Raw genomic sequence first — 22980 nt, 5'->3', positions numbered from 1 at the left:
GCACGGATGCACGTCGAGCCTGCATGGTGCGGGCCGCGGCTCCAGGAGGATTCCATCTATGAGCAACCGGCGATCACGGCGTCAGTTTATTACGCAGGCCGCGTTTACCAGCTTTTCGGTTTGGGTGGGCGACACGGCGGCGCGCGCGGCCAAACAGTCACCCAATTCGCAGATTTCGTTTGCCAGCATCGGCGTTGGCGGCAAGGGCGAAAGCGATAGCGATGATGCCGCCAGCCACGGAAACATGGTGGCGATTTGTGATGTGGACGACAACACGCGGGCTCGTGGCGCCGCACGGTTTCCGAAGGCGGAGCAGTTCTTCGATTTCCGCACGATGCTGGAGCAGTACGGAAAGCATATTGATGCCGTAACCGTGAGCATCCCCGATTGCAACCATGCCGTAGCCGCCGGGATGGCCATGAAGATGGGCAAACACTGCTTCTGCCAGAAGCCGCTGGCTCACAGCGTTTGGGAAGCGCAGCGCCTTGCTGATATTGCGGAGCAGATGCACGTTGCCACCGAAATGGGAAACCAGGGCACTGCGGCTGACGGTTTGCGACAGATGGCTGCGCAGGTTCAAAAGGGCGCAATTGGCAAGGTGACCGATGTACACGTCTGGACGAACAGGCCAATCTGGCCTCAGGGCATCGAGCGCCCGGCGCCGGCGCCGGTTCCCTCAACGCTGCACTGGGACGCCTGGCTGGGTTCCGCGCCCGCACGGCCCTATGCGCCGGGTTATCACCCCTTCTCGTGGCGCGGTTGGTGGGATTTCGGCTGTGGCGCCCTCGGCGATATGGCGTGTCACACCATGAATCTGCCATTCATGGCGCTGGACCTGCGAGACCCATTAAGCGTTCAGGCGCAGACCTCGGGTACCAACCACGACTCGTATCCGGCGTGGAGCTTGATCACCTACAAGTTCGACCGCACAAACCTGCATCCCCCGCTCACGATGACCTGGTACGACGGCGGTAAGCTGCCACCCACCGAACTTTTCCATGGCCAACCGGTCTCCAGCAGCGGTTCACTTATGATCGGCAGCTCCGGTACGGTATACGCTCCCGGCGATTACGGTGGTCATGGCAAGGTTATCGATGGCGGCGTGGACGTTGGGCAGGTTGACTATCCACATTCGCCGGGTCATTTTCGCGAGTGGGTGCGCGCAATTCAGGGCGGTATCCCGGCAGTATCGAACTTCCCCAACTATGCGGTACCGCTTACGAAGACGGTGGTGCTGGGCAACCTGGCAGTTTGGGCCAGTCCCAAGAAGATTGAGTGGGACGCCCGCCGCCTGCGCGCAACCAACGCTCCGGAAGTGCAGCGGATCATCCACCCGCATTTCCGCGCCAACTACTCCCTCTAAAGCGGAGCAATCCAACATAGAAACGGGGCTGGATTGCTGCTCTGCAATCCAGCCCCGTTTTGTAGCTTTTACCGCTGATGCCAGGACCAGCCACTATAGCGTGACCAGGTGCCGAGCGCCCGTGCACGGCGGTTGATCAATCGTCTGGGTAGCCCATCTCCTTGAGCAGGTTGTGCTGCGTCGCCTCGCTAAGCGGCTCCTGCGTTTCGGCGGTGACGCGCATCTCAGCGATGTCATTGCCATCGGCGCGGGCCTGTTGTTCCCTCCGGAGCCGGTCAAAGGCCGCCCTGACCTCCGACGCGATGGCTTCCAGCACATCGTTCGGTGTGGTCTCGTCTTCCACCGGAATCTGCAGCGATATCATGAGGACCGGAGTTTCGCGTTTCACAGTCCTGCTCCTTTCCCTGTTGGCGCCAATCGGCGCACGCTACCTAGTTCCACACAGTTCCCGAGTTGTGCAACGCGGATAAGGCGTTACTCACCAATTAACGCTTAAGTGACGTTGACAGTGACAGGCCGGAGCCGTACGTTGTATACAATTGTACACCAAAGCGCCATCCGACCGGTATGGCGCCTGTGGGCGAGGAGTTCGCCAGGGCAGGAGTGCGGCGCCATGGCAACGAAACATAACGCAATGCGCTGCCGCACCGTATCCCCACCAAAGCCACTTTATGGCGAATAAACTACGCTCCATTACTGCTGCCGAGCTTACGTCGCGCCTGGATGCACACCGGCGATGGGTCCGACAGGAGCAGGACGCGCAACCGGCCAACTTTGCTCACTGCTCGCTGCGGAACGTAGATCTCTCCGATCAGGAGCTCTCCAACGCAGATTTCACCGGCGCCGACCTTACCGGTGCAGACCTCAGGGGTTCGTTCCTGAGCGGCGCTGAGTTCCACGAAGCCGTCCTGAGGGACACTCGATTACAGCGCTCGACGCTTTGGAGCGCCAATATGTCAAAGAGCACCGATCTCACGACGGTGCAGTTATCAGGCGCCGATTTGCGCAGCGCCACCTTGCCGGCAAACCTGCACTTTGACGCCATTTTTACTACACGCGCCAGCGTAAAGAGCGCGGTCATCTCCCTGGTGGTCTACCTTACGTGCGCGGCATGGGTGCTGCTGGCGCTCACCGCGATGCGCGATGCCACGCTGTTTGTTCCGCAGTATGGCGCAACGATGCCGTTGACGGGGGTGGAGGTCTCGGGGAGTACGCTGCTGGTGTTGGGTCCCCTCCTGGTTGGAATATCGTGGATCTATCTCGCGGTGGCCATGCAGCGCCTTTGGGAGCGTTTGGCCCTCCTACCGGCCGTGTTCACGGATGGACTGCCGGTGGACATTACCGTAGGCGGCGGCGCGCTGACAGCAATCGTGCGCGCCTGGTCACCAACACTCCGGTCGTCTCAACCTGCCGTGTTCAAGTTACAGGTTGCGCTGGTTGTGCTGCTTGTTTGGGGAGCGGCCCCAGTAACGGCTGCGGCTTTCTGGCTGCGCGGCCTTCGAGCGCACAACTGGATCGTGAGCGGCCTCCATGTTGCTCTCGTATCACTATTCAGCGGGGTTGCCGTTGCTTTCTACCTCCGATGCGTTCAGACGCTCACGTCCACAACGCTCCGCCGTGGCCTTCAATCTACCTCCGCTGCAGTTACCATGGTTGCAGTCGCGTTGATCACAGCCGCAGCTAGTTATGGAGGCATCAATGGCGTACCAATTCGAGCACAAACCGAGGGTACCGGTTCGGGGAGCCTGCTGGAGCGCGTCGTACCGCTGATACTCCGCGGGCCGCTCGCGCCATTCGCCCAGATGGCCGACACCGAGCTTTCGCGGCATCCGTCGGATTGGCGTGGAACAAGCCCGGCGGACTTTGCACTGGTGCGTGGAGCTCAGCTGCAGTCTGTGGACCTCCGTGGCGCGAATATGGGGATCGCGTTTCTGGTAAGGGCTAACATGCGGTGGGCGCACCTGCGCAGAGCGATTCTGACGGACGCCGATCTGCGCTACGCGCGGCTGAGAGGAGCAGATCTGCGCGAAGCCGACATGCGCGGCATCAACCTGAGAAACGCCGACCTGACAGACGCCAACCTTACCGGCGCGGATCTGACAGGCGCCGACCTGCGAGGCGCAAGCTTTCTCAACGCGAACCTCAACCGTGCGCGATTGCTTGGCGCGGATTGCCGGGGCGCCTCGTTTTCTATAGCGAATATGGCTGGCGCCGACCTTCGCGAGGCGAATCTGCTCTCAACCAGCACCGGGGTCACGGGAATATCGCAGGACCAACTGACGCAGGCGGTCACCGACGCCGGTACCAAAGTAACGCCGCCACTGGTTGTGCCACAGTAGGCGCCCCTGCCCGTGGAGCAACGGGATCCGCGCCGAACTGCCATCGGTCCGAACCTTGCGGCAATCGACTACTCAGCGATAGGCACTATCCACAGATGTTCTGACAGGAGAATGCAATGCAACCGCCCTATCCTCCGACAAATCCCGAGGAGGCGCCGATGCTTCCCGAGACGAATACGCGCTTCTTTGACACGTTCGGTTACATCGGCCTACCCGGCCTGATGGCGGACTGTATCAACGAGATCGAGGAAGCCTTTGAGGAAATCTGGTCGCAACGCGGCGGCGGCCATAACGGCAGCGCGCATAGTGGAGCAGCCCGATCCTGTATCGTCCCGTTCCTCGATCAACACGAGCGGCTCTGTGCCCTTCTGGATGATCATCGCATCCTGGCAATCTGCAACTCGCTGCTCGGCGCCGACTTCAACTATATGGGCAGCGACGGTAACTACTACACGGGCGATACGTCCTGGCATTCGGACGGCTGGTACTCCGAAATGAGGTACCTCAAGATCGCGTTCTACCTGGACGACCTGACGCGCGAGACCGGCTGCCTGCGGGTAATTCCCGGCAGTCACATCAAGGGCGACCGATATGCCGACGCCCTACATCGAGATATTGGAAGGTCGCAGGAGTTATTGGGCATTGCCGGGTCGGAACTGCCGGCCGTGGCGCTGGAAACGCGACCCGGCGATGTTGTGTGCTTCCATCACAATACCAAACACTCGAGCTTTGGCGGCAGCACCAGCCGGCGAATGTTCACGATCAACCTTTCGCAACACTATCCGGATGCGCTTCTACCGGAGTTGCGAAACTACGTCGCCTCTTTTGCCCGGTTCTGGGTGGATTGCCCGTTTGGCGATGAGATGCTGCGCACGGCCGGGCCGACGCGGAGGCGGCATCTGGAGCAGGTTTTGGCGAACTCCGACCACCTACCGGCGCTGGCGCGCGAAGCCCGCGAACGGATGTCCGAGCCGTCGCGGGGCTGACTGATGCCGTGGTTCCGTGGCCGGCGCCCTGGCCTGCCTCCGGTTCCGCTCGCGATACCGGGTCGCCGACCAGAATGCCTCGCCAATGGGGCGAGCGCAGACCAACTGCGACCGGGCAGCTGGTAATGGGCCACAGATAGGCGGGATCGTGGATCTGCCGCGAGTCTGCATTATCTGATCGGAGCCATACAGACTGCAAGAGGTTAACGCCTCTTGCACTTCTCGTCCAGTCGGCGCTGGTTGTGCCGCACGTGGCGAGATTACCGGTTGCTTTGCCTATTAAAGGTCAGGTTCGACGACGGCTAGCGGCGTTGAGAGCGTGGACCAGATCGACACGAGCAGCACGACACCGCCCAGCACCTGAAACACAACCAGCGGCTCACCGAGGAGCAACCATGCCAGCACCGAGGCAAACACCGGTTCAAGCAGCGTTGCTGCGGCAACGCCATGGGCCGGCAGCTGCTTAAGGCTCCAGTTCATACTGGTGTGACCCACCATCTGCGGGAGCGCCGCCATTCCGATGATCGCTGCCCAGCCGCTTTCACTATACGGTACAAGGGGCGCAGCGTGATGAGCGAGCAGTACAATCCATAGCCAACAGGCTGCAGACGAGTATGTGCCCGCGATGAGCCGCGCAACACCGAGTCGGGGCTGCAGGCCGGCTGCCAGGAGCAGGTAGAGAGCGAAGAGCAGAGCGCCGCCCAGGGCTAACGTCGCACCACGCGCCGGCTGGTTGGAAACGTGCACGGCGCCACTGCGCGTCACCAGAATTGCTCCGGCAGCGGCGCCTACCATACCAAACCAGAAAGAACGCTCCGGCGGCCTCTTCCCGACCACCCATGACAGCAGGCCGGCCCAAATCGGTGTGGTACAAACCAGAAGCGTGCTGTTCGCTACCGAGATGTACTGCAGTGAGGCGATCCACAGGGCAAAATGTGCGGCCAACGCCCCGCCGGCGAGTAGAAGACGCATCCACTCACCAGGCGCCAACCGCAAGCTCTCAGGATAAGGCGATAGTGGCAGCAGGGCCAGTGCTGCGAGTCCGGCGAGTGTGAGCCGCCACGCAGAGAGCGTGACCGGATCGATGTGCGCACTCAGACCAACCCGGACCATGAGCGCGCTGGAGCCGATTACCGCCTGCCCCCCAATAAGCATGATGAGGCATTGCCGTCGGCGCCGACGCAGCAGCCTGACGTCATCCGCAAGATTCATGGGCAAGTCTACCGCGCCCGGGAAGGCAGTGGTACCGAAGTGAACACGCTCGAGCACGAATTCTGCAGCTGTGCAGCGAAGGCGACGCGTACGCAGGGCAGCTTGCCCGAACGGCGCCCAGATCAGTCGTCAGTTCGACAAGCCGCTTGACCTGGCAACCCAACGGGTATCGACCTGTGCCGCCATCAAGAGTTCCGACAGCTGCCCAACATGGCCCTGCAGATGGCGGATGTTCATGAGCTCGTGAGACAGCTTGCTCATATTCGGATACCAATGAAAGCCCGTCTCGTCTGCTTCCAGGTTGAGTCGATCGACGGTGGGGTCAATGAGTGCATCCACAAACCGGATGTAGTCCAGGATTTCGACACGCGTGTAGACCAGCGCTTCTTCGGGCAGTTCGTACGGTTCCACGTCCGGTGGCTGCTGCCAGAGGCCGTGGTCGACGCCCTCCTTTCTGGCGGGCCATGGTTCAAACGCTTCTTCTTTCTGGCCGAGGTAGAGGTGCGTGAAGAAGGCAGCATGGAAGGCGATCCGCCAGTACCGGCGCGGGTACTGCCCCTCGATCCACAACCCCGGCGGACACTTCTCCACGCACTCCGCGAGCATCGCCAACCCGGCGTGGTACTGCTCCTTGAGCGCCTCTCGCAGCTCCATTTTCTGCCCCCTCGCTATTTGCAAAATCTCGTGGCCATTGCGCACGGTGAACGATACGACGCGGTACCGGCGTACCCAGCCCAAAGTGCTGCCGGGTAACCGGCCAACCATGCCCGCTCCACCCGCTCCCGGCGATTCAGGCCGGTTGTCGAAACGCGCAGCCCCGCGAACCTATCCGCTAAGGCATTCGCAATCCAGACCCAGATTTTGGGTCGGAGAACCGTAACAGTATACTGCGGTTCGAGACACACGAAGGGAGATGCGAGAGCAACCCGATATGCCGCACAGTTTCTTCGCTGCCGGTGACAATTGCGGATGTAGGGAACAACGGATTCTACACACCTGCACCGGCGCGAGAACGGGCTTCTACCTGACATATGGTCGCAACCTCAGTACGACTCGCATGTCCCGTATGTCTCACTCGCCCTATGAGCATGCTTGCGCCCCGCTACAACCGGACGGCGCTGCCGGGGGTCAGACAGATAACACCTATAGCCTTTATGACGATAATTTTGAACTTCGCCGTGCCAAATCACGGAGCGACGCGGTTCACCACTTGCCGTTTGCGGCTGGGTCCGGCCAACTGTCTGTGCGGAACGGAGACGCAGGAAGTCCGGAGCCATTGAACAGGTTCAGTGGTCCGTAATCGCACCATCCATACCGTACGGCCACAGGCTCGGGTACGGCATGCGACCAGACCAGAAGCTGCCAGTTGTCGACCCGGGCATCTGCCCGATGAAAAACCCGGTCGGCGCCGGCGATCTGAATGCCCTGCAGGGATGGGCCATCCACGTGCAGCCCGCCGTTTGGATGATCAAACGACAACAGCAGGCGATCGCCGTCGCGTTTCATCGATCGAAAGAGCGGGCCGGACGGGACAATGCCCTTCAAGTGGTAGGTATCGGCAAACGCCCAAAGCGCCAGCCGCCAACCCACGTCCTGCTTGTCGGCCGGGTGGATGTTTTTATAGTCCGGGGATATATCCCACGTTACCGCCATGCCGGTGTGCGGTACTGAGAGGGTCTTGAGTTGCGCTTCGCGCACGCTCGGGCTGGAGGGGTTTGCCGCGTTGCCGGAGTAGATCCACGGCGCGATTTGTACGTAGTAAAACGGAAAGGCGCCCTCGCCCCATTGCGAGCGCCAATCGGCAATCATGGCGGGGAAAAGCTCCGCATACTGAGCGCCACGTCCCACATTCGACTCGCCTTGATACCAGATGACACCTCGAATTCGGTAACGGAGCAGCGGCGCGATCATGGCGTTAAAGAGTGTGGAGTGGATCCGGAAAAACGGCGCTCGCCGCTTTGTGGCGCGAGCATTTTTTGCTTCCTCCTGAGCCTGCTGGTAATGTTGGATACGTGCGGCGAAGCCTGGCACAGCCTGCAGCGCCGGTTCACTCATCCATAGCTCGATTTCCGTACCACCCCAACTCGAGTGGATCATGCCAATCGGAACGTGCTGCTTTGCAGCGCCGAGCAGCCGCTGGTAGAGTGACCGGGCGAAGAAGTAGCCGACGGCAGAGAAGTCGCCTACCGTCTGTGGCGAGCAGACCTGCCACGAGCCACGACAGTCGTGAATCGGCACCGACGATGTGTTCTTGACCACGTTGAACATTCGGATCAGTGGCCAGTTGGCCGCGGCGATTTCATGCGACGCGTCCTGCAGCGCGAACGGTGCACTGGGACGAACCGTGAATTCCATGTTGGATTGGCCGGAACAGACCCACACCTCGCCGAGCATCACGTTGTGCAGCGTTACCGTGTTATCTCCGCGGAAGGTGATGGTGTACGGGCCGCCGGCGCGCGTTGTTGGAATGCGGACCAGCCAGCCTCCGTCCGAGCCGGCGACTGCATGCGCCGTCGGCCCCCACGAAGCGGAAACAGCGACCGGCTCGCCGGGACTGGCGGTACCCCACAACGTGACTCTGGTGTTGCGCTGCAGCACCATATTGTCGGAAAGAAGGGCCGGCAGGCGTATATCCGCACGACACGCGGAAGGAAGCATCGATCCAAGGGCCGCCACGACCGCGACAGCCGCGGGGAAGCACCAAGCCTTCATGGTTTCACTCCAGTCCCAAGACCAGCGCCGGCATACACGCCGAATTGCGCGAGGGCGATGCAAGCGTCGGATTTGGTAATCCGCAGCCGTAGCCGCGACGTGACCGTCGGCGTGCCGAGCCGTACCAAACGGCAGTTGCCTATGCTGGCGCCGGTGGCGACCTCATGCCACGCACTGTTCTCCCATACGTCTATAGCAAAGCCCCGAATTCGCTGCCCCAGAGAAATCGCCTCACGAAGCCGAATCACATCCACCGCAACGCTGCGCCCGAAATCGACCGTCAGTGAGGCTTGAGCGATGCCGTCATCGGTCGCCCAATAGCTACGGCCTTGGCGCGCCACCAGATTATCAGGACCATACGCGGCAGAATCGCCTCCACGGACGTTACTCGCATGTAACCGTGCGGACGCCGCCAGGTTGACCTTGAACAACTTCCGCAGGTTTTTGCCGAACTGCGTGACCGCCATCACATCAGGCGCCGCGAGTTGACCCTGCCGATCGGGCGGCACATTGAGCAAGAGCAGCGCGCCTCGACCGACCGACTCAAAATAGAGATTCATGAGGTCCTGCGGTGATTTGACGGAACCGTCCTGGTCGGCGTGGTAGAACCAGCCCGGACGGATGGAGACATCGCACTCGGCGGGCATCCAGTGCTCGCCGTTCTCCGTGCCGACACCGGCTGTCTGGTACTGCGAGTCACCCGGTGCTGCGGGTCCGCCATTTGGTCCTACCGGGTCATACGTCTGCCAGCAGGTGGTGGCTGCGTAGCCCGACTCGTTACCGACCCATCGAAGGTCGGGGCCAACATCACTGAATATCGCCGCACCCGGCTGCAGTCTGCGTACCATCTGCCACGTTCCGGGCCAGTGGTAGTACGTTGTACGGTCGATCTGGCGCGTTTCACGCGCGCCACCGTAGTATCCGTCGCCGCCGTTGGCTCCGTCAAACCAGACCTCGAAAATCGGCCCGAACTCGGTAAGTAGTTCTCGCAACTGTTCACGATAGATCGGCAGATACGCCGGCGTGCCATATGCAGCGTTGTTCCGGTCCCACGGGGAGAGGTAGACACCGAACTTCATGTGAAAGCGGTGGCACGCATCGCTGATTGCTTTCACAACATTGCCTTTGCCATTCATCCAGCTGCTGTGCGTTACGCTGTGATCGGTCGCTTTCGTGGGCCACAGGCAGAAGCCATCGTGGTGCTTGCAGGTCAGAATAACCCCCTTGAACCCGGCTCGCTTCAGCGTAGAGACAATCTGGTCGGGATTGAACGCGGTGGGATGGAACAGGATTGGGTTCTCGTCGCCATATCCCCACTCCTTGTCCGTAAAGGTGTTCATGTTGAAGTGCAGGAAAGCCGTGAGATCCATCCTCTCGCGCGCCAGCTGGCGTTTGGAGGGGATGGCGCCGTATGGCGCGGGAGGCGGTACGGCGCCGGCCATAGAGCAGGCGCAGGCGGCGAGCATCATTACTGCCAGAGCTGGTGTGACGTTCATTGATGCAACTGGAGAAAAGTAATCATGCGGTACGATTCGCCGGCGGAGCACAAAACTCCTGATTCTAGCCGCACGGTAATGAGCCAGCGCTCCCGCGCCTGCATAGGGAGGGCGACTCTGAACGTGGGACCGGCTGGACCACTGGATTCAGAGCGAGTCGCCGCGATCTACAACGCGGGCATCGTAGTGCGTCTTGCCACGCTTGAACCACGATCGCGCAGCGCCGCTGATATCGAAACCTGGTATGCCGGCGGCTATCCGCTCGACGCAGTGGAAGATCGCGGCGAAGTGACGGCGTTTGCCGCGATCAGTACCTATCGAACGACGGAGCGCTACGCCCGAGTGGCTCAGTCTCGGCGTATCTAACGACGAGCCGGCGCAGGCTCACTGGCCTCGGTGGAGCTAATACGCCGGGCCGCGTGAGCCGGGTTCTGAAAGCTGGTCTCGCGTGTGTTCGCGGAAACAGGTGTCGGCCGCGCGCTGCCTAAATCGCCTGGATTCCGCGAGGTCGGCATCTATCACAGGCATGGGAAGCTGGATGGCGCAAGGCGCGACGTGGTGAGCGTAGAGCTTCTACTCGATATCGCCGGCGATGACTGACTAATTGTGTCGGAGCCCCGCGCTACCCAGCCGGCTGTGACGCATGCGCCCGACCCCAATCCGCAGCGAGTTTCGCCACCAGCATCGTAACGAGCTGCGTCAGCGTTTTCACTTGTGCCGCGCCTACGATCTCAACGGCGCGCTGCCGCCATGTGACGGCATCCAGCACGGTAGCACCCGGCTGATAGTCGAGCTTCGCGGGCTGAGTGACGGCTACATCCACCGACGCGGCGTATACGGGCTGAACAGCAGATCGAACGCTGGAGATCGCAATGTACAGCAGCGGCGGTGCGGGCTTGAACTGATGAGCCTGGGTCGGCTTGAGAACCGGAATATGCGCGCGTTCCAGCTCCGCCAACACCGCTCGGCGAATCGACTTTTGGTTCAGCCCATCCTTCACGATATCGGGCTGCAGTCCCTCAATAACGACCCGTAAGCCGGGCAGCCCGCGAAGCGTTTCCGGCTGTGAGGCCAGCAGTCCGGCCGGAGCGGCAGCCGGTGTCTGGATCGTGGCGGCGGCAAAGATCGCCACCAGCAGGTTCACAAGGCGCCTCATACCGTCACCGACCTTCCTATCGAGGCTACGGCGCGGCGGTCAGAGCCAGTCGCGCCGATTTCAGGCCAGGCGACTGCGCCGTGACGATCATGCGCCCAGCATGGCTTGCCCGTCCGGCGAGCACCATGCACTTGCCGTTAAACGCGAGCCTGGTTGCAGCCTGGTCCGGTTCGTGATCGCTGGGATCTCCGTTTCCTACGCCCACCACGCGACCTTCGCCGGTAACGTGAAATGTGATGCGATTGGCGGCGGTTGGCACCACGCGGCCGCGGCTGTCAACCACGTAGACCAACACCACGCTCACCTCTTCAGAATCCGCCGCGATCTTTGGCTGGGTGGTCTTGAGGACCAGCGCCGCCGGCGGGCCCGTGGTTTCTACACGATCCTGCGCCACCAGCACGCCATTGGTGTACGCCTTTGCCAGCAATGTACCTGGCTCGTACGGAACGGACCACTGAACGTGGTGAAATCGCGGATAACTCTTGCGGCCGAGGCTCTTACCGTTAAGGAACAGTTCCACTGAGTCGGCATCGCTGTATGCCCACACCTCAATCGGGCGCCCGTTCTCGCCCTGCCAGTTCCAGTGCGGAAAGATGTGCACCATTGGTTTCTGCTGCCAAACCGACTCATAGTAGAACGCATCGTCCTTACGGAAGCCGCACATGTCAAGCAGGCCAAAGTGTGAGTTGATGCAGGGCCAACCATACGGGGTCGGTTCACCTTTGTAGTCGAAGCCGGTCCATACGTACCCGCCTGCCATAAACGGCTGGCTGCCGATTGGCGCCCAGGTATCCTCCGCCGAGGTCGCCCAGGGTGGATAGGCGTCGTACGCATTCACGTACCCTTTTGCCCGATCGTCTTTGTAGATGCCTCGTGTGGTGGTGGTGCTGCCGATCTCGCTGCCATAGAGCGGTGTGTTTGGGAATCGGGCATGATAGCTGGTGTACACGCCCGGGCCATAGTTGAACCCGCGGATGTCCTCGATGAGTGCAATGCCCCGGGCAGCGCCGGTATTCATTGCACACGTCACTGGGCGTGTTGGGTCAAGCCGCAGCGTCTCGGCACGCATCGCGGCAAAGATGCGGGCGCCAAACTGGGTGGTCTGCAAGCCCTCCTCGTTGCACATCGACCACATGATGATGCTCGGGTGGTTTCGGTCTCGCCGCACCATGCTATCCAGCTCGCTCATATCGCTGTATGGCGTGCCGTATGGCGTTTTTGCCTCGAACGTGTCGCCAAGGTGCCGGTTCTCATCCATCACCAGCATTCCAAGCCGGTCACAAGCATCCAGGAGTTCGGGATTCGGCGGATTGTGCGACATTCGCCAAGCGTTGCATCCGATGGATTTCAACCGTTCGACGCGCCACGCTTCCAGGTTGTCGGGTACCGCGATACCCACGCCGGCGTAGTCCTGATGGTTGCAGACGCCCTGTATTTCGACCCGCTTGCCGTTCAGGAAGAAACCATCGTCCGCAGAGAATCGGATGGTGCGGATGCCGAACGGTGTGGTCACCTGGTCGATGGTCCGACCTCTCTCGACAAGGGCGGTAATCAAGCGATACATTCGCGGGTGCGAAAGCGACCACAGTCTGGGGTGCGCGATGCGTATCTGTTGCGAGGCACGGATGAGGCCACGGACCGCCGTTTGGCCGCTGCTGATGGAAGCCACCTCGACGCCGCGGTCATCCACGATGCGACTCACCAGTTGGATACTGGCGGAGGCATGCGACGCGTTTCGAATAGCCGTATGGATCATGATCCGCGTGTTCGGATCCGGATCGGAAAGGGTTGGCTCCGGCAGGCTGGTCGATACGAACGTTCCCCACGGCTCTACGTGAACGGGGTTGGCCACCGTGAGCCACACATGCCGGTAGATTCCGCCGCCCTCATACCACCAGCCTTCGAAATGGCGAGGATCGACCGAGACGGCAAGCTCATTTGGCGTACCAAAGTGCACGGCATGGCTGATATCGAAGCGAAAACCGGTGTAGCCACTCGGATGCTCGCCCAGGAACCGTCCGTTGAGCCACACCCTTGCATCGCGGTAAACGCCTTCAAAGTAGATCCAGACGCTCTTGCCTATGTCACGGCTCGGCAATTGGAACGTCTTGCGGTACCAGGCCGGCTGAACCGGCAGCGATCCGTGGCCGGTATCGGCAAGCGGGCTGAACTTGCCCTGAACTACGTAATCGTTCGGCAGATGCACGACGCGCCATGACCGGTCGTTATAGCCGGCAAGCTGCGGTTCGCCAAGCCGATCCGGCAGCGGCACGCCCAGGGTTACCGCCCCGATGATGCCGCCCATGCCGGCCGTGTTTTCGACCAGTACAGCCAGCACATTCGGGCCAGCGGGGTTCCATGCCGCGTCGAGCAGCACGTCGAACGGATCGTTCCAGCCTTCATGATGGACCAGCTTCCGCCCGTTCAGGTAGACGGTGGCATTGTCATCCACGCCGGCAAATCGCAGCACTCGATGCGTACCATGAACGGCCGGCAGCGCGGTACGCATCCACACAAACCCGACACGCCCGTGAAAAACGTCCTCCCCGGTGGAGGCGGGATGCCAGTCGGAGCCTGTTACATCCAGGTCTGCTGCCGTCATTGAGGCAACATCCTGATGTGGCGCATCGTCCTCCTTCCAGCGCCAGGCACGGATGGCAACGCCGTGTGCCAGTTGGCCCTGCTGCGTCAAGTGGAACCGCCAGCCGGCATCGAGTCGGATGCGCTGCCGGCCAGCCGGTGGCACGGTTATCGCATTGGCGACCGTATTCAGCGGCAAAAACACAATCAGTAATGCAAGTGCGGCGGTATGCCACAAAGTTCGGTTCATGGGTATCTCAGTCCTGGGAGCGGCAAGGTCTGCAAGACGCTGCGTAATCTCAATGGAGCGATGATACCGTAAATTGCGTGAGCAGGCGCTTCGGGCACGCTGCAGCGCCCATTGAGGACCAGACGCTCTCGTTACCTCGAGCTGGTATCTGACTTTAACAGGATCCGACGGTCCGTGTTGCCTAACGTAGGAATGCGGCTCCCGTTCGTTCTTTGCCTCAGACAGGAACGTGACTTTCGGTACGCCCTTTTGGAGCCAGTATCTGTCGCTGTATATCGGCCGGGTTGGGCATGATGAGCATCTTCTCCACGGCCGCACGGTACTCTTTCGAGAGCACAACCGCCGCAATTAGTCGTTGGTACGGCGCAGCCGGTCGCCGGCGGCGCACGTAATCCTCCGAACAGCCCCAGGATTTTTGGGGTTTCGCCCAGGTTTTCGGTGAGACGTCCGTGATCCTCCACCAGAAATAGTTTGGGACCGTCTGTGAACGCGGAACCAGCGATTCGCGCGTTGAATTTACTCACTGAAAGGGTGAGTAAATGAAGCCTGAATACCGTCGTATTCCGATCAAGCTTAAGGTTGACCCTACGCGGTGCATGACGGCGGCATTTGCCGGGATTATGCCATACCTTGATCTGTGGAATGCTCTGGGTATGCCAACCGGCGATATTTGTGGTAGACCGGTATCGACGACTCGAAATTGGGATTGAGCGGAGCAGGGCCGATGAACCGGAACACTTCAGGCAGCCGCGCAACGCAACGCAACGCGGCCCGTCCGACTTGGCCGTTTAATCAGCTTGCGTTGACCCTCCTGTGCGTGCTGCTGTTCGGAATCCCGCATTTCCGCTCGGCGCCAAGTTCCAGCGTCGTCATAATGGCGGGAATGCGTGTACGGCGTTGCCCGGAACCACACCAGTTCGCGCCGGCCATCAACTATCCGTTCTATTTCGGGTACTGACACGCCCCCATTCATCCCCCAGAAGGAAAGCAAGCCATGAAGAGCGCCTATCTTGCGGCTGCGATCTTTGCAGCCACCCTGGTCGGCTCGGGATGCGGCGGCGGAGCCGGCCCGGCCGCAGTCACTCGCACGTCACGTCCCCGGACGGTCGACGGCATCACGTTCAGCCAGGTCGTCACTAGAACTACGAAATCTGGGACCAGTTGGCTGTCGATAACATTCACGGTGGCCAACGGCACAACAGGCAGCGTGCGTTGGGACGGGGATCCGCTTTTCATAGGGACGGCAACTAGCGCAGACGGCCAGGTTACGGCCATCGACCCGCCCTCTTTGGGGACCTCTGGCCAGGGTGGGTCCGGCGTTGACGTCGCGCCCGGCACGTCGCAGAGTGTCACCGAATACAGCCCGGACCTCGCCACCGGAATGTACACGGTGGTCACGTACCCAGATATTGCTCTGTTTGGATCGGTCTTTGGGAAGAATAGCCTGGGTGGCCCTGCCTTTATGCCGGGCGACCCCGCCACGACGGAAAATGCTAACCCGGTGAGGATCTGGGTACCGTAGAGGCTGCGTGTAGCGATTCCGACATTGGGATCCGTGTTGCGCAGCTGGTCGCAGTCATCAGAGAAAGGGCGGTTGCGCAGTACATGACCTAGCAACCACACAAGACGCCGGCGCGCCTCAGAGTAGCCGACAACTGAACTCGACGCGAGATTCGGAGCGCATTTTCACGTAAGGCGTATACAGTCGCAACGCAAACAGCGCCATCTAGCGCCAGATGGACGGGACAATAGCCAACACCGGACCCTAACCCACGATATTTCGCCCGCTAGACGGCACCTGAAACCGGCCGCGGAAGCCAATCCGAGAAAACGGCGACCAATGACGCGCGTGTCGCGACAGCCGACAGCGTAGCTGGAGGATTACGGGCAATGCGTGCTGTTGACAGAAAGGCAGTGAGGCCGGTACAATACTTCGCCGGCGCAATCGGCCGCAGATTATTGGGCTCGCGTCGGAACACAGTATTTGGTCCGCAGCCGCTTGGAGCTACGCATGTACGCAATCGTAAAAACGGGTGGTAAGCAGTATCGCGTCTCGCCCGGTGGGGAGTTGTTGGTCGAGCGCCTGGTGGGCGATGCCGAAAGCACGGTAGTGCTGGAGGAGGTTCTCCTGGTCGCGAACGATGACGGCCTTCGCGTCGGCGCTCCAACTGTTGAAGGGGCTACAGTGGTCGCCACGATTCTGGCCCACGAGCGAGGCAAGAAGATCAACGGTTTCACCTACAAGCCGAAGAAACATAGCTCACGCCGCTACGGGCACCGTCAGGAGTTGACCCGTCTACGGATCGATCAAATCGCCGGCTGAACGCGGCTTGCAGAGTACAAAACCATGGCACACAAAAAAGGTATGGGCAGCTCGCGCAATGGCCGCGACAGCAAGCCGAAGATGCTTGGCGTGAAGGAGTACGGTGGCGAAACCGTACGAGCCGGATACGTGCTGGTGCGCCAACGCGGCACGCCACTGCATCCGGGCGCCAATGTGGGCTTGGGTCGTGACCACACGTTGTTTGCGCTCATCGACGGTATCGTGAAGTTTGAAGGCTGCAAGGATCGCCGTCGAGTGAGCGTGTACCCGGCCGAAACAGCGCAGGTCGAGATCGCAGCGGACTGAATCCGGCCCGAGGGCCCTTGAACCGACCTCAAAAGCCGCGGTAGATCGACCCATCTGGTCGGCCGCGGCTTGCGCACTTGTACAGGCAAACCGGGCGCCCCATTTCAGTTACCGAGTCGCGATGAGAGTGGCGCCTGCTCCTCGACCGCGGCGCCAACCCGGTTGCGAGTTTCCAGGTGCTGCATCCGGCTTTCAAGCCGTTGTAGTGAGGTGTCGAAACTCAGATCGTACTGCATCGTCGTGTCTCGGAGCGCCCGCAGCTCATCGCGCAACTCCTCGATCTGGGCGGTCACCTGGTCAGCCTCGCGGCCCCGCGCCTCGAGTTCCATAGCATATAGCTTACGACGGTGGTACGTCCAGATGCCGGCGATCGGGATGGCGATTACCGAAACTGCCGCCACGATCATACCCAGTACGACGGCCATCCAAAAGCCCATGGCTGCGCCTCCTTCGTGTACTAATCGCCGATACGGGCCGAGACTGGCGCCGGGTCGGCAGCCGAGAGGCGCCGCTCCAAACCAGTAACCCGGGAATCGATGCGCTGAAGCGCCGTATCGAAGCTGAGGTCGTACTGCATGGTCGTGTCGCGCAAGGTTGCCACCTCCTGCCGAAGCGACTCGATCGCCGCGCGTGTACCGGAGTCGAGGCCGGTTCGGCTTTGCGCACGCAGCCTGGCCAGCTTGTAAAAGTGATTGGTGATTATGGCCGCCAGCGGGATGCCAAGCGAGAGCATGATTGCCAGAGTGCCGTTATCCATCCTGACCTCCCTGCGCTAACGCCAATGCCTCGCCGAGTTGCAAGCTGCCTGTATACAGCGCCTTGCCCACGATAACACCCTCCAGATTGTGCGATTCTTGCTGCAACTGCATGAGCCGCCGGATGTCGTCAGGCCCGGCAACGCCCCCAGATGCGATGACGGGCATCGGCGATGCAGCTTCCGCTACTCCGGCGAGCGCCACCGTATTCACACCCGACAGCATGCCGTCGGTGGCTATATCGGTCGCGATAAACCGAACGGCTCCCAATGACTTCATCTCGCACGTGAACTCCGCTACGCTGTGATCGGTGTCGGTCTGCCAGCCGTTGATCGCCACCAGTCCGTCGCGCGCGTCGACCGCGACCGCGGCGGCTTCACCAAACTCGCCGAGCAGTTTGGCCGCCCTCGTACGTTCCTGCGTCACCGCGGTGCCTAGAACCACCCGTGTCGCCCCGGCATTCAGGATTCGCGTTATATGGTCGGCCGTTCGGATTCCGCCGCCCCACTGAATTCGCAATCCGCCGACCGCTACCAGCCGGTCGAGTACCGACGAGAGGGCCGGCGTCGGCATGCCGCGGCGAGCGCCATCCAGATCAACCACATGCAGCCAGGTTGCGCCGGCATCCTTCCAGCGGACCGCTATCTCAAGCGGATCGCTGGAGTATGTGGAAGCTGAGTCGAACCGACCCTGCTGAAGCCGGACGCAGACGCCATCCTGAATATCGATGGCGGGGAAGACCTCCATCATACGGTCTGCAGCACAAGCGGGTGCACGAGTATCACTACCTAGTTCCAGCTGATGAAGTTTCGCAAAATGCGAAGCCCTGCGTCGCCGCTCTTCTCCGGGTGGAACTGTGTAGCGGCCACGTTGCCGCTCTCGACGGCGGCGCAAAATGGCCGGCCGTGCTCCGCAGTCGCCACCACCAGGGCGGGCTGCGTCGGAACGGGGTAGTACGAGTGAACGAAGTAGACCTCCTCCCCGCTGCAGATTCCATCCAGTAGGCGTGATGGACGCGGTTTGCAGAGTTGGTTCCACCCAATGTGCGGCACTTTGATGAGCGGCCATTCCGTGGGCGGGTCATCGCCAAGGCGCACTACCGTGCCACGGAATAACCCCAGGCCCTCGGAACCGCACATTTCAGTACTGCTATCAAACAGCATCTGCAGACCCAGGCAGATACCCAGAAACGGTTTCCCCGACCGAGCTGCTCGGGCAACGGCCTCCTGCAATCCCGACTCCCTCAGGTTATTCATGGCGGCCGCAAATGCGCCTACTCCCGGCAGTACCACGGCGGCAGCGGCATCCACCTCGTCCGGCTGCGCTGTGATACACGCCTCCGCACCAAGGTACCGCAAAGCGCGCTCGACGCTTCGCAGATTTGCCATTCCATAATCTACAATCGCTATCATTCGCCCAACACACCCTTGGTACTGGGCACGCCGATCACGCGCGGGTCCACCGCGACGGCCATTCGAGCCGCGCGCGCGAATGCCTTGAACGCCGCCTCCACCAAATGGTGCGTGTTGGAGCCGGATATCTGCTTCAGGTGGACTGTCCAGCCTGCGTTGTGCGCTACGGCCCGGAAGAACTCCGGCGTCAGTTCGGTGGTGTAGTCTCCCAACCGGGGCGTGGGCAGCTCCAACTCGCAGACCAGTATGCCACGTCCGCTCACGTCGATCGCGCACAGTACCAGTGCCTCGTCCATCGGAGCAAAGGCATGGCCCATACGTACGATGCCGGAGCAATTACCGAGTGCCTTGCGTAGCGCGGCCCCAATGGCAATCCCAACATCTTCCACCGTGTGGTGATCATCCACATGGACGTCGCCGTGCGCTCGTACTTTCAACCCAACGAGGCCGTGGTGCGCCACGAGGGTCAGCATATGGTCGAAGAAGCCGATTCCTGTTGATGCATCACAGCTGCCGTCGCCATCCAGGTCGAGAGAGACGGTTACGTCGGTTTCAGCTGTTTTGCGGGCAATTTCGGCGGTACGGCTCACGTCTCCGGCTCCTCCAGGCGCACTTCAACGCCCTGTGCGTGCGCCTCGAATCCCTCGCCACGCGCAAATGCGGTGATGTGGCCAGCGAGTTCACGGAGCGCCTCAATGCTGCAATCGACCACCGAAGTCCGCTTCAGAAAGCTCTCTACGCTGAGCGGTGAGCTAAACCGCGCCGTCCCTGCGGTTGGCAGGCAGTGGCTCGGCCCGGCGATGTAGTCGCCCAGGGCCTGCGGCGTGTACCGACCCATCAGGATCGCCCCGGCCGAACGGATCGAAGGAAGCAAACGCCATGGGTCCTCAACCATCAGCGCCAGATGCTCGGGTGCGCAGCGGTTTGCCAGATCAATGCACTGCGCCATCGTCTCTCCCACAATAAGCGCTCCATGCTCCAGGAGTGCGCGTTCGAGAATGGCTCGGCGTGGCTGACCAACAAGTGCCCGTTCAATGGCAGCTTGCACGGCTGAAGCCAGGGCTGCAGATGGCGTAATCAGGAAAGCAGCAGCGTCGCCATCGTGTTCGGCCTGGGTCAGCATATCTGCGGCGACGAAGCGTGCAGAGGCGCTACCATCGGCCAAAACGCACACTTCGCTGGGCCCGGCCAGCATATCGACATCCACATGACCGTACAACAGGCGCTTTGCTATATTGACGTAGAGGTTTCCCGGTCCTACTACCTTGTCAACACGCGGAACGCTCTCTGTGCCGAACGCCATTGCGGCAAGGGCCTGCGCGCCTCCGGCACGGATGATGAGCCTGGCGCCCGCAATACTCGCTGCATACAGGACGGCGGGTGAGACACTGCCATCCTTCTGGGCCGGCGTGCATAGAACGACCTCTTCCACCCCGGCTTCGCGAGCCGGTATCACCGTCATAAGCACCGTGCTGGGATAGAGCGCCGTGCCGCCTGGGACATAGACGCCAACGCGCTGAAGCGGGCGGATCAGCTGCCCGGTGGTAACGCCTCCGCTGCTGAACGACCAACTGTTCTCCCGCTGCCGCGCGTGAAACGCCCGTATATTGGCGGCTGCCACGCGTATGGCGTCGGCGAGCGCCGGATCGACGGCGGCCTCGGCGCGATCCAGATCCTCGGGCTCAACAACAAGTGCGTTCAGGTCCGGCGCGTCAAACTTGCGGCCCAACTCGAGGAGAGCGACATCGCCGCGTAAACGGACGTCGCGGATGATGCCACGCACCGTATCTTCAAGGCCGGTATCGGCCTGCATAGCCGGACGCTGCAGCGCCGCAAGTGCCACGTCCCACCCATCGCGCTTTACCTCTATCTGGCGCACCCGCATCTCCTGAGTCCGTTAGTCGCAAACTGCAATTATACGTTGCGCTGGGCGAGCTAGTCAAACAACGGCAGTGTCTCGCGGCACGGAGCCTCAGTGGCGCAGCATCGGCAGCAGCGTGGTCACGGCCAGCCAGACGTTGGTAACGGCGAGCGCCGCGGCCATGAGCCAACCGGCAATCGTGTTTGCGCGGGTGTTGACAAAGTTGCCCATGCGCTTCCGGTCGCCCGTAATAGTGACGAGTGGAACTACGGCGAAGATGAGCGCCGCCGAGAGAACTACCTGACTGAAAATCATAAGGCCGCCGGTAGCATTCGGTCCGGCCCATGCAATGACGAGCACAGCCGGTACAATCGCGAGTCCGCGCGAGATCAGCCGGCGCTGCCACGGCGGAATCCGCAGTTGCATGAAGCCTTCCAACACCACCTGTCCGGCCAGCGTTCCGGTGAGGGTTGAGTCCTGTCCTGAGGCAAGGAGCGCAACGCCAAAGATTGGCGCGGCAAGCGCCACGCCAAGTACCGGCGATATCATGCGATATGCGCCCTGAATGTCGGCGATTTCGTGGTGGCCGCTGCGGAAAAACGCCGCGGCCGCCACGATGAGGATAGCGGCGTTCACGCACAATGCAATCGTGAGGGCAATGGCTGAGTCGGCTAGCGCGAAGCGAATCGCGGAGCGCAAGTCGGCGTCTGTGCGCCCAATCTTGCGGGTCTGAACGATAGAGGAGTGCAGAAACAGGTTGTGCGGCATCACGGTGGCGCCCACGATGCCCAGCCCAATGTAAAGCATAGTAGGATTGGTGACAAGCTGCTGGTGCGGTAAGAAACCGCGCCAAACGGCCGCCCATTCCGGCCGTGCAAAGAACAGCTCCACGCCAAACAAAACAACAATAATGGCTATAAGGGTTATTACAATAGCTTCAATAACTCTGAATCCCCGGTTTTGCAGGGCAAGCACGATCAAAACGTCCAGACCGGTAAGTACCACGCCGGTCAGCAGAGGAATATGGAACAGCAGTAGGAGCGCGATTGCGGCGCCAAGCACCTCCGCCACGTCACATGCCACAATGCCGACCTCGGCCCAGAGCCACAGGAAGATAGCCACAGGGCGGGAATAGGTTTCCCTGCAGGCCTGTGCCAGGTCGCGACCGGTGACCAGCCCGAGGCGCGCAGCCATTGCCTGCAGGAACACGGCGACAAAGTTCGCGACAAGGATTACCGACAGCAACGCGTAGTTAAAGGCCGCGCCGCCGGCGATATCGGTTGCCCAGTTACCGGGATCCATATAGCCCACAGCCACCAGGAAGCCGGGTCCGGCAAAGGCGAGCATCCTGCGCCACCAAGCGCCAACCGGTATCGGAATGGTGGCGTACACCTCTTCCAGGCTGTGGCGTACGGGCCGGACAAAACGCCAGGGATCGACCCCGCTCATCGCGCAGATACCGTAATCGCGTCGGCAACCGAAGGCGCAAGGCGCGCGACCTTGCCGCCAACTTCAACCACAAACGAGCCGCCGAATGGCTCCTGCTCCACAAGACGAAGCGCCGCGCCTGGTACCAGACCTAAACCGGCAACGTATTTGAGCAGCGCCGCGCTCTTGTCGCTGACACGAATCACCGTCAGCTCCGCCGGCGGCCGCACCTGGCTGAGCGCTCTGCCGGCAGCGGCCGCAATGCTCAGGTTCGAGTCGGGTATTGGATCGCCATGAGGACAAAACGTGGGGTGACCGAGCAGTGCATCGATCCGATTCTCAAACTCCTCGCTGATATGGTGTTCGAGTCGCTCGGCCTCATCGTGGACGGTATCCCAGCCATAGCCGAGAGCTTCAACCAGGTAGAGCTCCAGAAGCCGGTGGTGGCGCACCATCTCCAACGCCATGAGCCGGCCGGTAGAACTGAGCCGAACCGGCCGGCCGCGCTCGTGCTCGATAAGACCCATTGCGGTGAGACGCCGCAGCATTTTGCTGACGGCCGGGCCTGAGACGGCCAGGCGGCCGGCGAGGTTCCGGGTGGTGGCATCCGTCGATTCGGCCGACAGATGGTAGATGGCCTTGATGTAGTCCTCGACGGAGCGCGTTGCCCGCGATTGCCCGGTTAGCTCTGGTTTATGCATCATAATAACCGTGGTTAACTATTACATGAACCATAGTACCACACGGCGTGCAGCAAAGTCCGTTTTACCGCGAGATCGTTAGCCGGGCTATGGCCGGACA

Annotated in this window: 23 protein-coding genes; 8 read left to right on the top strand and 15 right to left on the bottom strand. The window is 61.2% G+C overall.

Annotated elements, in window-relative coordinates; translation table 11 throughout:
- The first annotated feature begins 58 nt into the window (after window positions 1-58).
- Window positions 59-1363: a Gfo/Idh/MocA family oxidoreductase gene (locus tag KGJ62_04010; protein ID MDE2125733.1), complete on the top strand. Its 1305-nt coding sequence runs from the start codon at window positions 59-61 to the stop codon at window positions 1361-1363.
- 136 nt (window positions 1364-1499) lie between these two features.
- Here KGJ62_04010 and KGJ62_04005 read toward each other — a convergent pair whose 3' ends face one another.
- Entirely contained in the window at window positions 1500-1751 is a 252-nt protein-coding gene (locus KGJ62_04005) for a hypothetical protein (GenBank protein ID MDE2125732.1), read from the bottom strand.
- 283 nt (window positions 1752-2034) lie between these two features.
- On the opposite strand from KGJ62_04005, the gene KGJ62_04000 reads away from it, so the two are divergent.
- Complete coding sequence (locus KGJ62_04000) at window positions 2035-3702, top strand: pentapeptide repeat-containing protein (GenBank protein ID MDE2125731.1); 1668 nt, start codon at window positions 2035-2037, stop codon at window positions 3700-3702.
- A gap of 116 nt (window positions 3703-3818) precedes the next feature.
- A complete protein-coding gene (locus KGJ62_03995; GenBank protein ID MDE2125730.1) occupies window positions 3819-4688 on the top strand; it encodes a phytanoyl-CoA dioxygenase family protein in 870 nt (289 codons plus the stop codon).
- Between the two features lie 279 nt (window positions 4689-4967).
- On the opposite strand, the gene KGJ62_03990 is transcribed toward KGJ62_03995, so the two are convergent.
- From KGJ62_03990 to KGJ62_03975, 4 genes are all read right to left on the bottom strand, one after another.
- Entirely contained in the window at window positions 4968-5900 is a 933-nt protein-coding gene (locus tag KGJ62_03990) for a DMT family transporter (GenBank protein ID MDE2125729.1), read from the bottom strand.
- A 129-nt stretch (window positions 5901-6029) separates the two neighbouring features.
- On the bottom strand, window positions 6030-6665 hold the full coding sequence (locus KGJ62_03985) for a hypothetical protein (GenBank protein ID MDE2125728.1): 636 nt from the start codon (window positions 6663-6665) through the stop codon (window positions 6030-6032).
- Window positions 6666-7103: 438 nt separating this feature from the next.
- A complete protein-coding gene (locus KGJ62_03980) occupies window positions 7104-8612 on the bottom strand; it encodes a sialate O-acetylesterase (GenBank protein ID MDE2125727.1) in 1509 nt (502 codons plus the stop codon).
- Window positions 8609-10081, bottom strand: a complete 1473-nt coding sequence (locus KGJ62_03975) for an alpha-L-fucosidase (protein MDE2125726.1) — start codon at window positions 10079-10081, stop codon at window positions 8609-8611. Before KGJ62_03975 ends, KGJ62_03980 begins: the two co-directional genes overlap by 4 nt.
- Before the next feature lie 150 nt (window positions 10082-10231).
- Between KGJ62_03975 and KGJ62_03970 the strand changes: the two genes are divergently transcribed.
- Together KGJ62_03970 and KGJ62_03965 are read left to right on the top strand one after the other, a co-directional pair.
- A complete protein-coding gene (locus KGJ62_03970) occupies window positions 10232-10474 on the top strand; it encodes a hypothetical protein (GenBank protein MDE2125725.1) in 243 nt (80 codons plus the stop codon).
- A gap of 84 nt (window positions 10475-10558) precedes the next feature.
- Window positions 10559-10708 (top strand): hypothetical protein, encoded by a 150-nt coding sequence (locus tag KGJ62_03965; protein MDE2125724.1) that lies wholly within the window; start codon window positions 10559-10561, stop codon window positions 10706-10708.
- Window positions 10709-10730: 22 nt separating this feature from the next.
- On the opposite strand, the gene KGJ62_03960 is transcribed toward KGJ62_03965, so the two are convergent.
- Window positions 10731-11264, bottom strand: coding sequence for a hypothetical protein (locus KGJ62_03960; protein MDE2125723.1), 534 nt, complete (start codon window positions 11262-11264; stop codon window positions 10731-10733).
- A gap of 25 nt (window positions 11265-11289) precedes the next feature.
- Entirely contained in the window at window positions 11290-14094 is a 2805-nt protein-coding gene (locus tag KGJ62_03955; protein ID MDE2125722.1) for a DUF4982 domain-containing protein, read from the bottom strand.
- A 994-nt stretch (window positions 14095-15088) separates the two neighbouring features.
- Here KGJ62_03955 and KGJ62_03950 point away from each other — a divergent pair.
- The 3 genes from KGJ62_03950 (at window position 15089) to rpmA (ending at window position 16723) form a co-directional block, all read left to right on the top strand.
- Window positions 15089-15616 (top strand): hypothetical protein, encoded by a 528-nt coding sequence (locus tag KGJ62_03950; protein MDE2125721.1) that lies wholly within the window; start codon window positions 15089-15091, stop codon window positions 15614-15616.
- A gap of 489 nt (window positions 15617-16105) precedes the next feature.
- Window positions 16106-16417, top strand: a complete 312-nt coding sequence (gene rplU / locus KGJ62_03945; protein MDE2125720.1) for a 50S ribosomal protein L21 — start codon at window positions 16106-16108, stop codon at window positions 16415-16417.
- Window positions 16418-16441: 24 nt separating this feature from the next.
- On the top strand, window positions 16442-16723 hold the full coding sequence (gene rpmA, locus KGJ62_03940) for a 50S ribosomal protein L27 (GenBank protein MDE2125719.1): 282 nt from the start codon (window positions 16442-16444) through the stop codon (window positions 16721-16723).
- Window positions 16724-16827: 104 nt separating this feature from the next.
- Here rpmA and KGJ62_03935 read toward each other — a convergent pair whose 3' ends face one another.
- From KGJ62_03935 to KGJ62_03900, 8 genes are all read right to left on the bottom strand, one after another.
- Window positions 16828-17160 (bottom strand): hypothetical protein, encoded by a 333-nt coding sequence (locus KGJ62_03935; GenBank protein MDE2125718.1) that lies wholly within the window; start codon window positions 17158-17160, stop codon window positions 16828-16830.
- Between the two features lie 20 nt (window positions 17161-17180).
- Window positions 17181-17480, bottom strand: coding sequence for a hypothetical protein (locus KGJ62_03930; GenBank protein MDE2125717.1), 300 nt, complete (start codon window positions 17478-17480; stop codon window positions 17181-17183).
- The gene (locus tag KGJ62_03925) at window positions 17473-18228 is read right to left on the bottom strand and encodes a 1-(5-phosphoribosyl)-5-((5-phosphoribosylamino)methylideneamino)imidazole-4-carboxamide isomerase (protein MDE2125716.1); all 756 of its coding nucleotides are present in this window, start codon (window positions 18226-18228) and stop codon (window positions 17473-17475) included. The genes KGJ62_03930 and KGJ62_03925 overlap by 8 nt, the downstream gene beginning before the upstream one ends.
- A 38-nt stretch (window positions 18229-18266) precedes the next feature.
- Window positions 18267-18890, bottom strand: coding sequence for an imidazole glycerol phosphate synthase subunit HisH (gene hisH, locus KGJ62_03920; protein ID MDE2125715.1), 624 nt, complete (start codon window positions 18888-18890; stop codon window positions 18267-18269).
- Window positions 18887-19480, bottom strand: a complete 594-nt coding sequence (gene hisB, locus KGJ62_03915) for an imidazoleglycerol-phosphate dehydratase HisB (GenBank protein MDE2125714.1) — start codon at window positions 19478-19480, stop codon at window positions 18887-18889. The genes hisH and hisB overlap by 4 nt, the downstream gene beginning before the upstream one ends.
- Window positions 19477-20775, bottom strand: a complete 1299-nt coding sequence (gene hisD / locus KGJ62_03910; protein ID MDE2125713.1) for a histidinol dehydrogenase — start codon at window positions 20773-20775, stop codon at window positions 19477-19479. The genes hisB and hisD overlap by 4 nt, the downstream gene beginning before the upstream one ends.
- Window positions 20776-20862: 87 nt before the next feature.
- Window positions 20863-22200 carry an Nramp family divalent metal transporter gene (locus KGJ62_03905; protein ID MDE2125712.1) on the bottom strand — a complete coding sequence of 446 codons (1338 nt, stop codon included), beginning with the start codon at window positions 22198-22200 and terminating at the stop codon, window positions 20863-20865.
- Window positions 22197-22880, bottom strand: a complete 684-nt coding sequence (locus KGJ62_03900; GenBank protein ID MDE2125711.1) for a metal-dependent transcriptional regulator — start codon at window positions 22878-22880, stop codon at window positions 22197-22199. The genes KGJ62_03905 and KGJ62_03900 overlap by 4 nt, the downstream gene beginning before the upstream one ends.
- Window positions 22881-22980 lie beyond the last annotated feature (100 nt).

The sequence above is a fragment of the Armatimonadota bacterium genome (genome assembly GCA_028871815.1).
Taxonomy (GTDB): domain Bacteria; phylum Armatimonadota; class Chthonomonadetes; order Chthonomonadales; family Chthonomonadaceae; genus REEB205.
Note: the sequence above shows the minus strand (reverse complement) of the source record. Positions and strands in the feature narration are given on the sequence as shown.

What these genes read in the sequence shown, in the direction of transcription:
- KGJ62_04010 (MDE2125733.1), top strand. Translation starts at nt 59, where the DNA reads ATGAGCAACCGGCGATCACGGCGTCAGTTTATTACGCAGGCCGCGTTT.
- KGJ62_04000 (MDE2125731.1), top strand. Translation starts at nt 2,035, where the DNA reads ATGGCGAATAAACTACGCTCCATTACTGCTGCCGAGCTTACGTCGCGC.
- KGJ62_03950 (MDE2125721.1), top strand. Translation starts at nt 15,089, where the DNA reads ATGAAGAGCGCCTATCTTGCGGCTGCGATCTTTGCAGCCACCCTGGTC.
- hisD (MDE2125713.1), bottom strand. Translation starts at nt 20,775, where the DNA reads ATGCGGGTGCGCCAGATAGAGGTAAAGCGCGATGGGTGGGACGTGGCA.
- KGJ62_03985 (MDE2125728.1), bottom strand. Translation starts at nt 6,665, where the DNA reads ATGGTTGGCCGGTTACCCGGCAGCACTTTGGGCTGGGTACGCCGGTAC.
- KGJ62_03905 (MDE2125712.1), bottom strand. Translation starts at nt 22,200, where the DNA reads ATGAGCGGGGTCGATCCCTGGCGTTTTGTCCGGCCCGTACGCCACAGC.
- KGJ62_03935 (MDE2125718.1), bottom strand. Translation starts at nt 17,160, where the DNA reads ATGGGCTTTTGGATGGCCGTCGTACTGGGTATGATCGTGGCGGCAGTT.
- KGJ62_03900 (MDE2125711.1), bottom strand. Translation starts at nt 22,880, where the DNA reads ATGCATAAACCAGAGCTAACCGGGCAATCGCGGGCAACGCGCTCCGTC.
- KGJ62_03930 (MDE2125717.1), bottom strand. Translation starts at nt 17,480, where the DNA reads ATGGATAACGGCACTCTGGCAATCATGCTCTCGCTTGGCATCCCGCTG.
- KGJ62_03990 (MDE2125729.1), bottom strand. Translation starts at nt 5,900, where the DNA reads ATGAATCTTGCGGATGACGTCAGGCTGCTGCGTCGGCGCCGACGGCAA.
- rplU (MDE2125720.1), top strand. Translation starts at nt 16,106, where the DNA reads ATGTACGCAATCGTAAAAACGGGTGGTAAGCAGTATCGCGTCTCGCCC.
- KGJ62_03975 (MDE2125726.1), bottom strand. Translation starts at nt 10,081, where the DNA reads ATGATGCTCGCCGCCTGCGCCTGCTCTATGGCCGGCGCCGTACCGCCT.
- rpmA (MDE2125719.1), top strand. Translation starts at nt 16,442, where the DNA reads ATGGCACACAAAAAAGGTATGGGCAGCTCGCGCAATGGCCGCGACAGC.
- KGJ62_03925 (MDE2125716.1), bottom strand. Translation starts at nt 18,228, where the DNA reads ATGATGGAGGTCTTCCCCGCCATCGATATTCAGGATGGCGTCTGCGTC.
- KGJ62_03960 (MDE2125723.1), bottom strand. Translation starts at nt 11,264, where the DNA reads ATGAGGCGCCTTGTGAACCTGCTGGTGGCGATCTTTGCCGCCGCCACG.
- KGJ62_03980 (MDE2125727.1), bottom strand. Translation starts at nt 8,612, where the DNA reads ATGAAGGCTTGGTGCTTCCCCGCGGCTGTCGCGGTCGTGGCGGCCCTT.
- KGJ62_03955 (MDE2125722.1), bottom strand. Translation starts at nt 14,094, where the DNA reads ATGAACCGAACTTTGTGGCATACCGCCGCACTTGCATTACTGATTGTG.
- hisH (MDE2125715.1), bottom strand. Translation starts at nt 18,890, where the DNA reads ATGATAGCGATTGTAGATTATGGAATGGCAAATCTGCGAAGCGTCGAG.
- KGJ62_03995 (MDE2125730.1), top strand. Translation starts at nt 3,819, where the DNA reads ATGCAACCGCCCTATCCTCCGACAAATCCCGAGGAGGCGCCGATGCTT.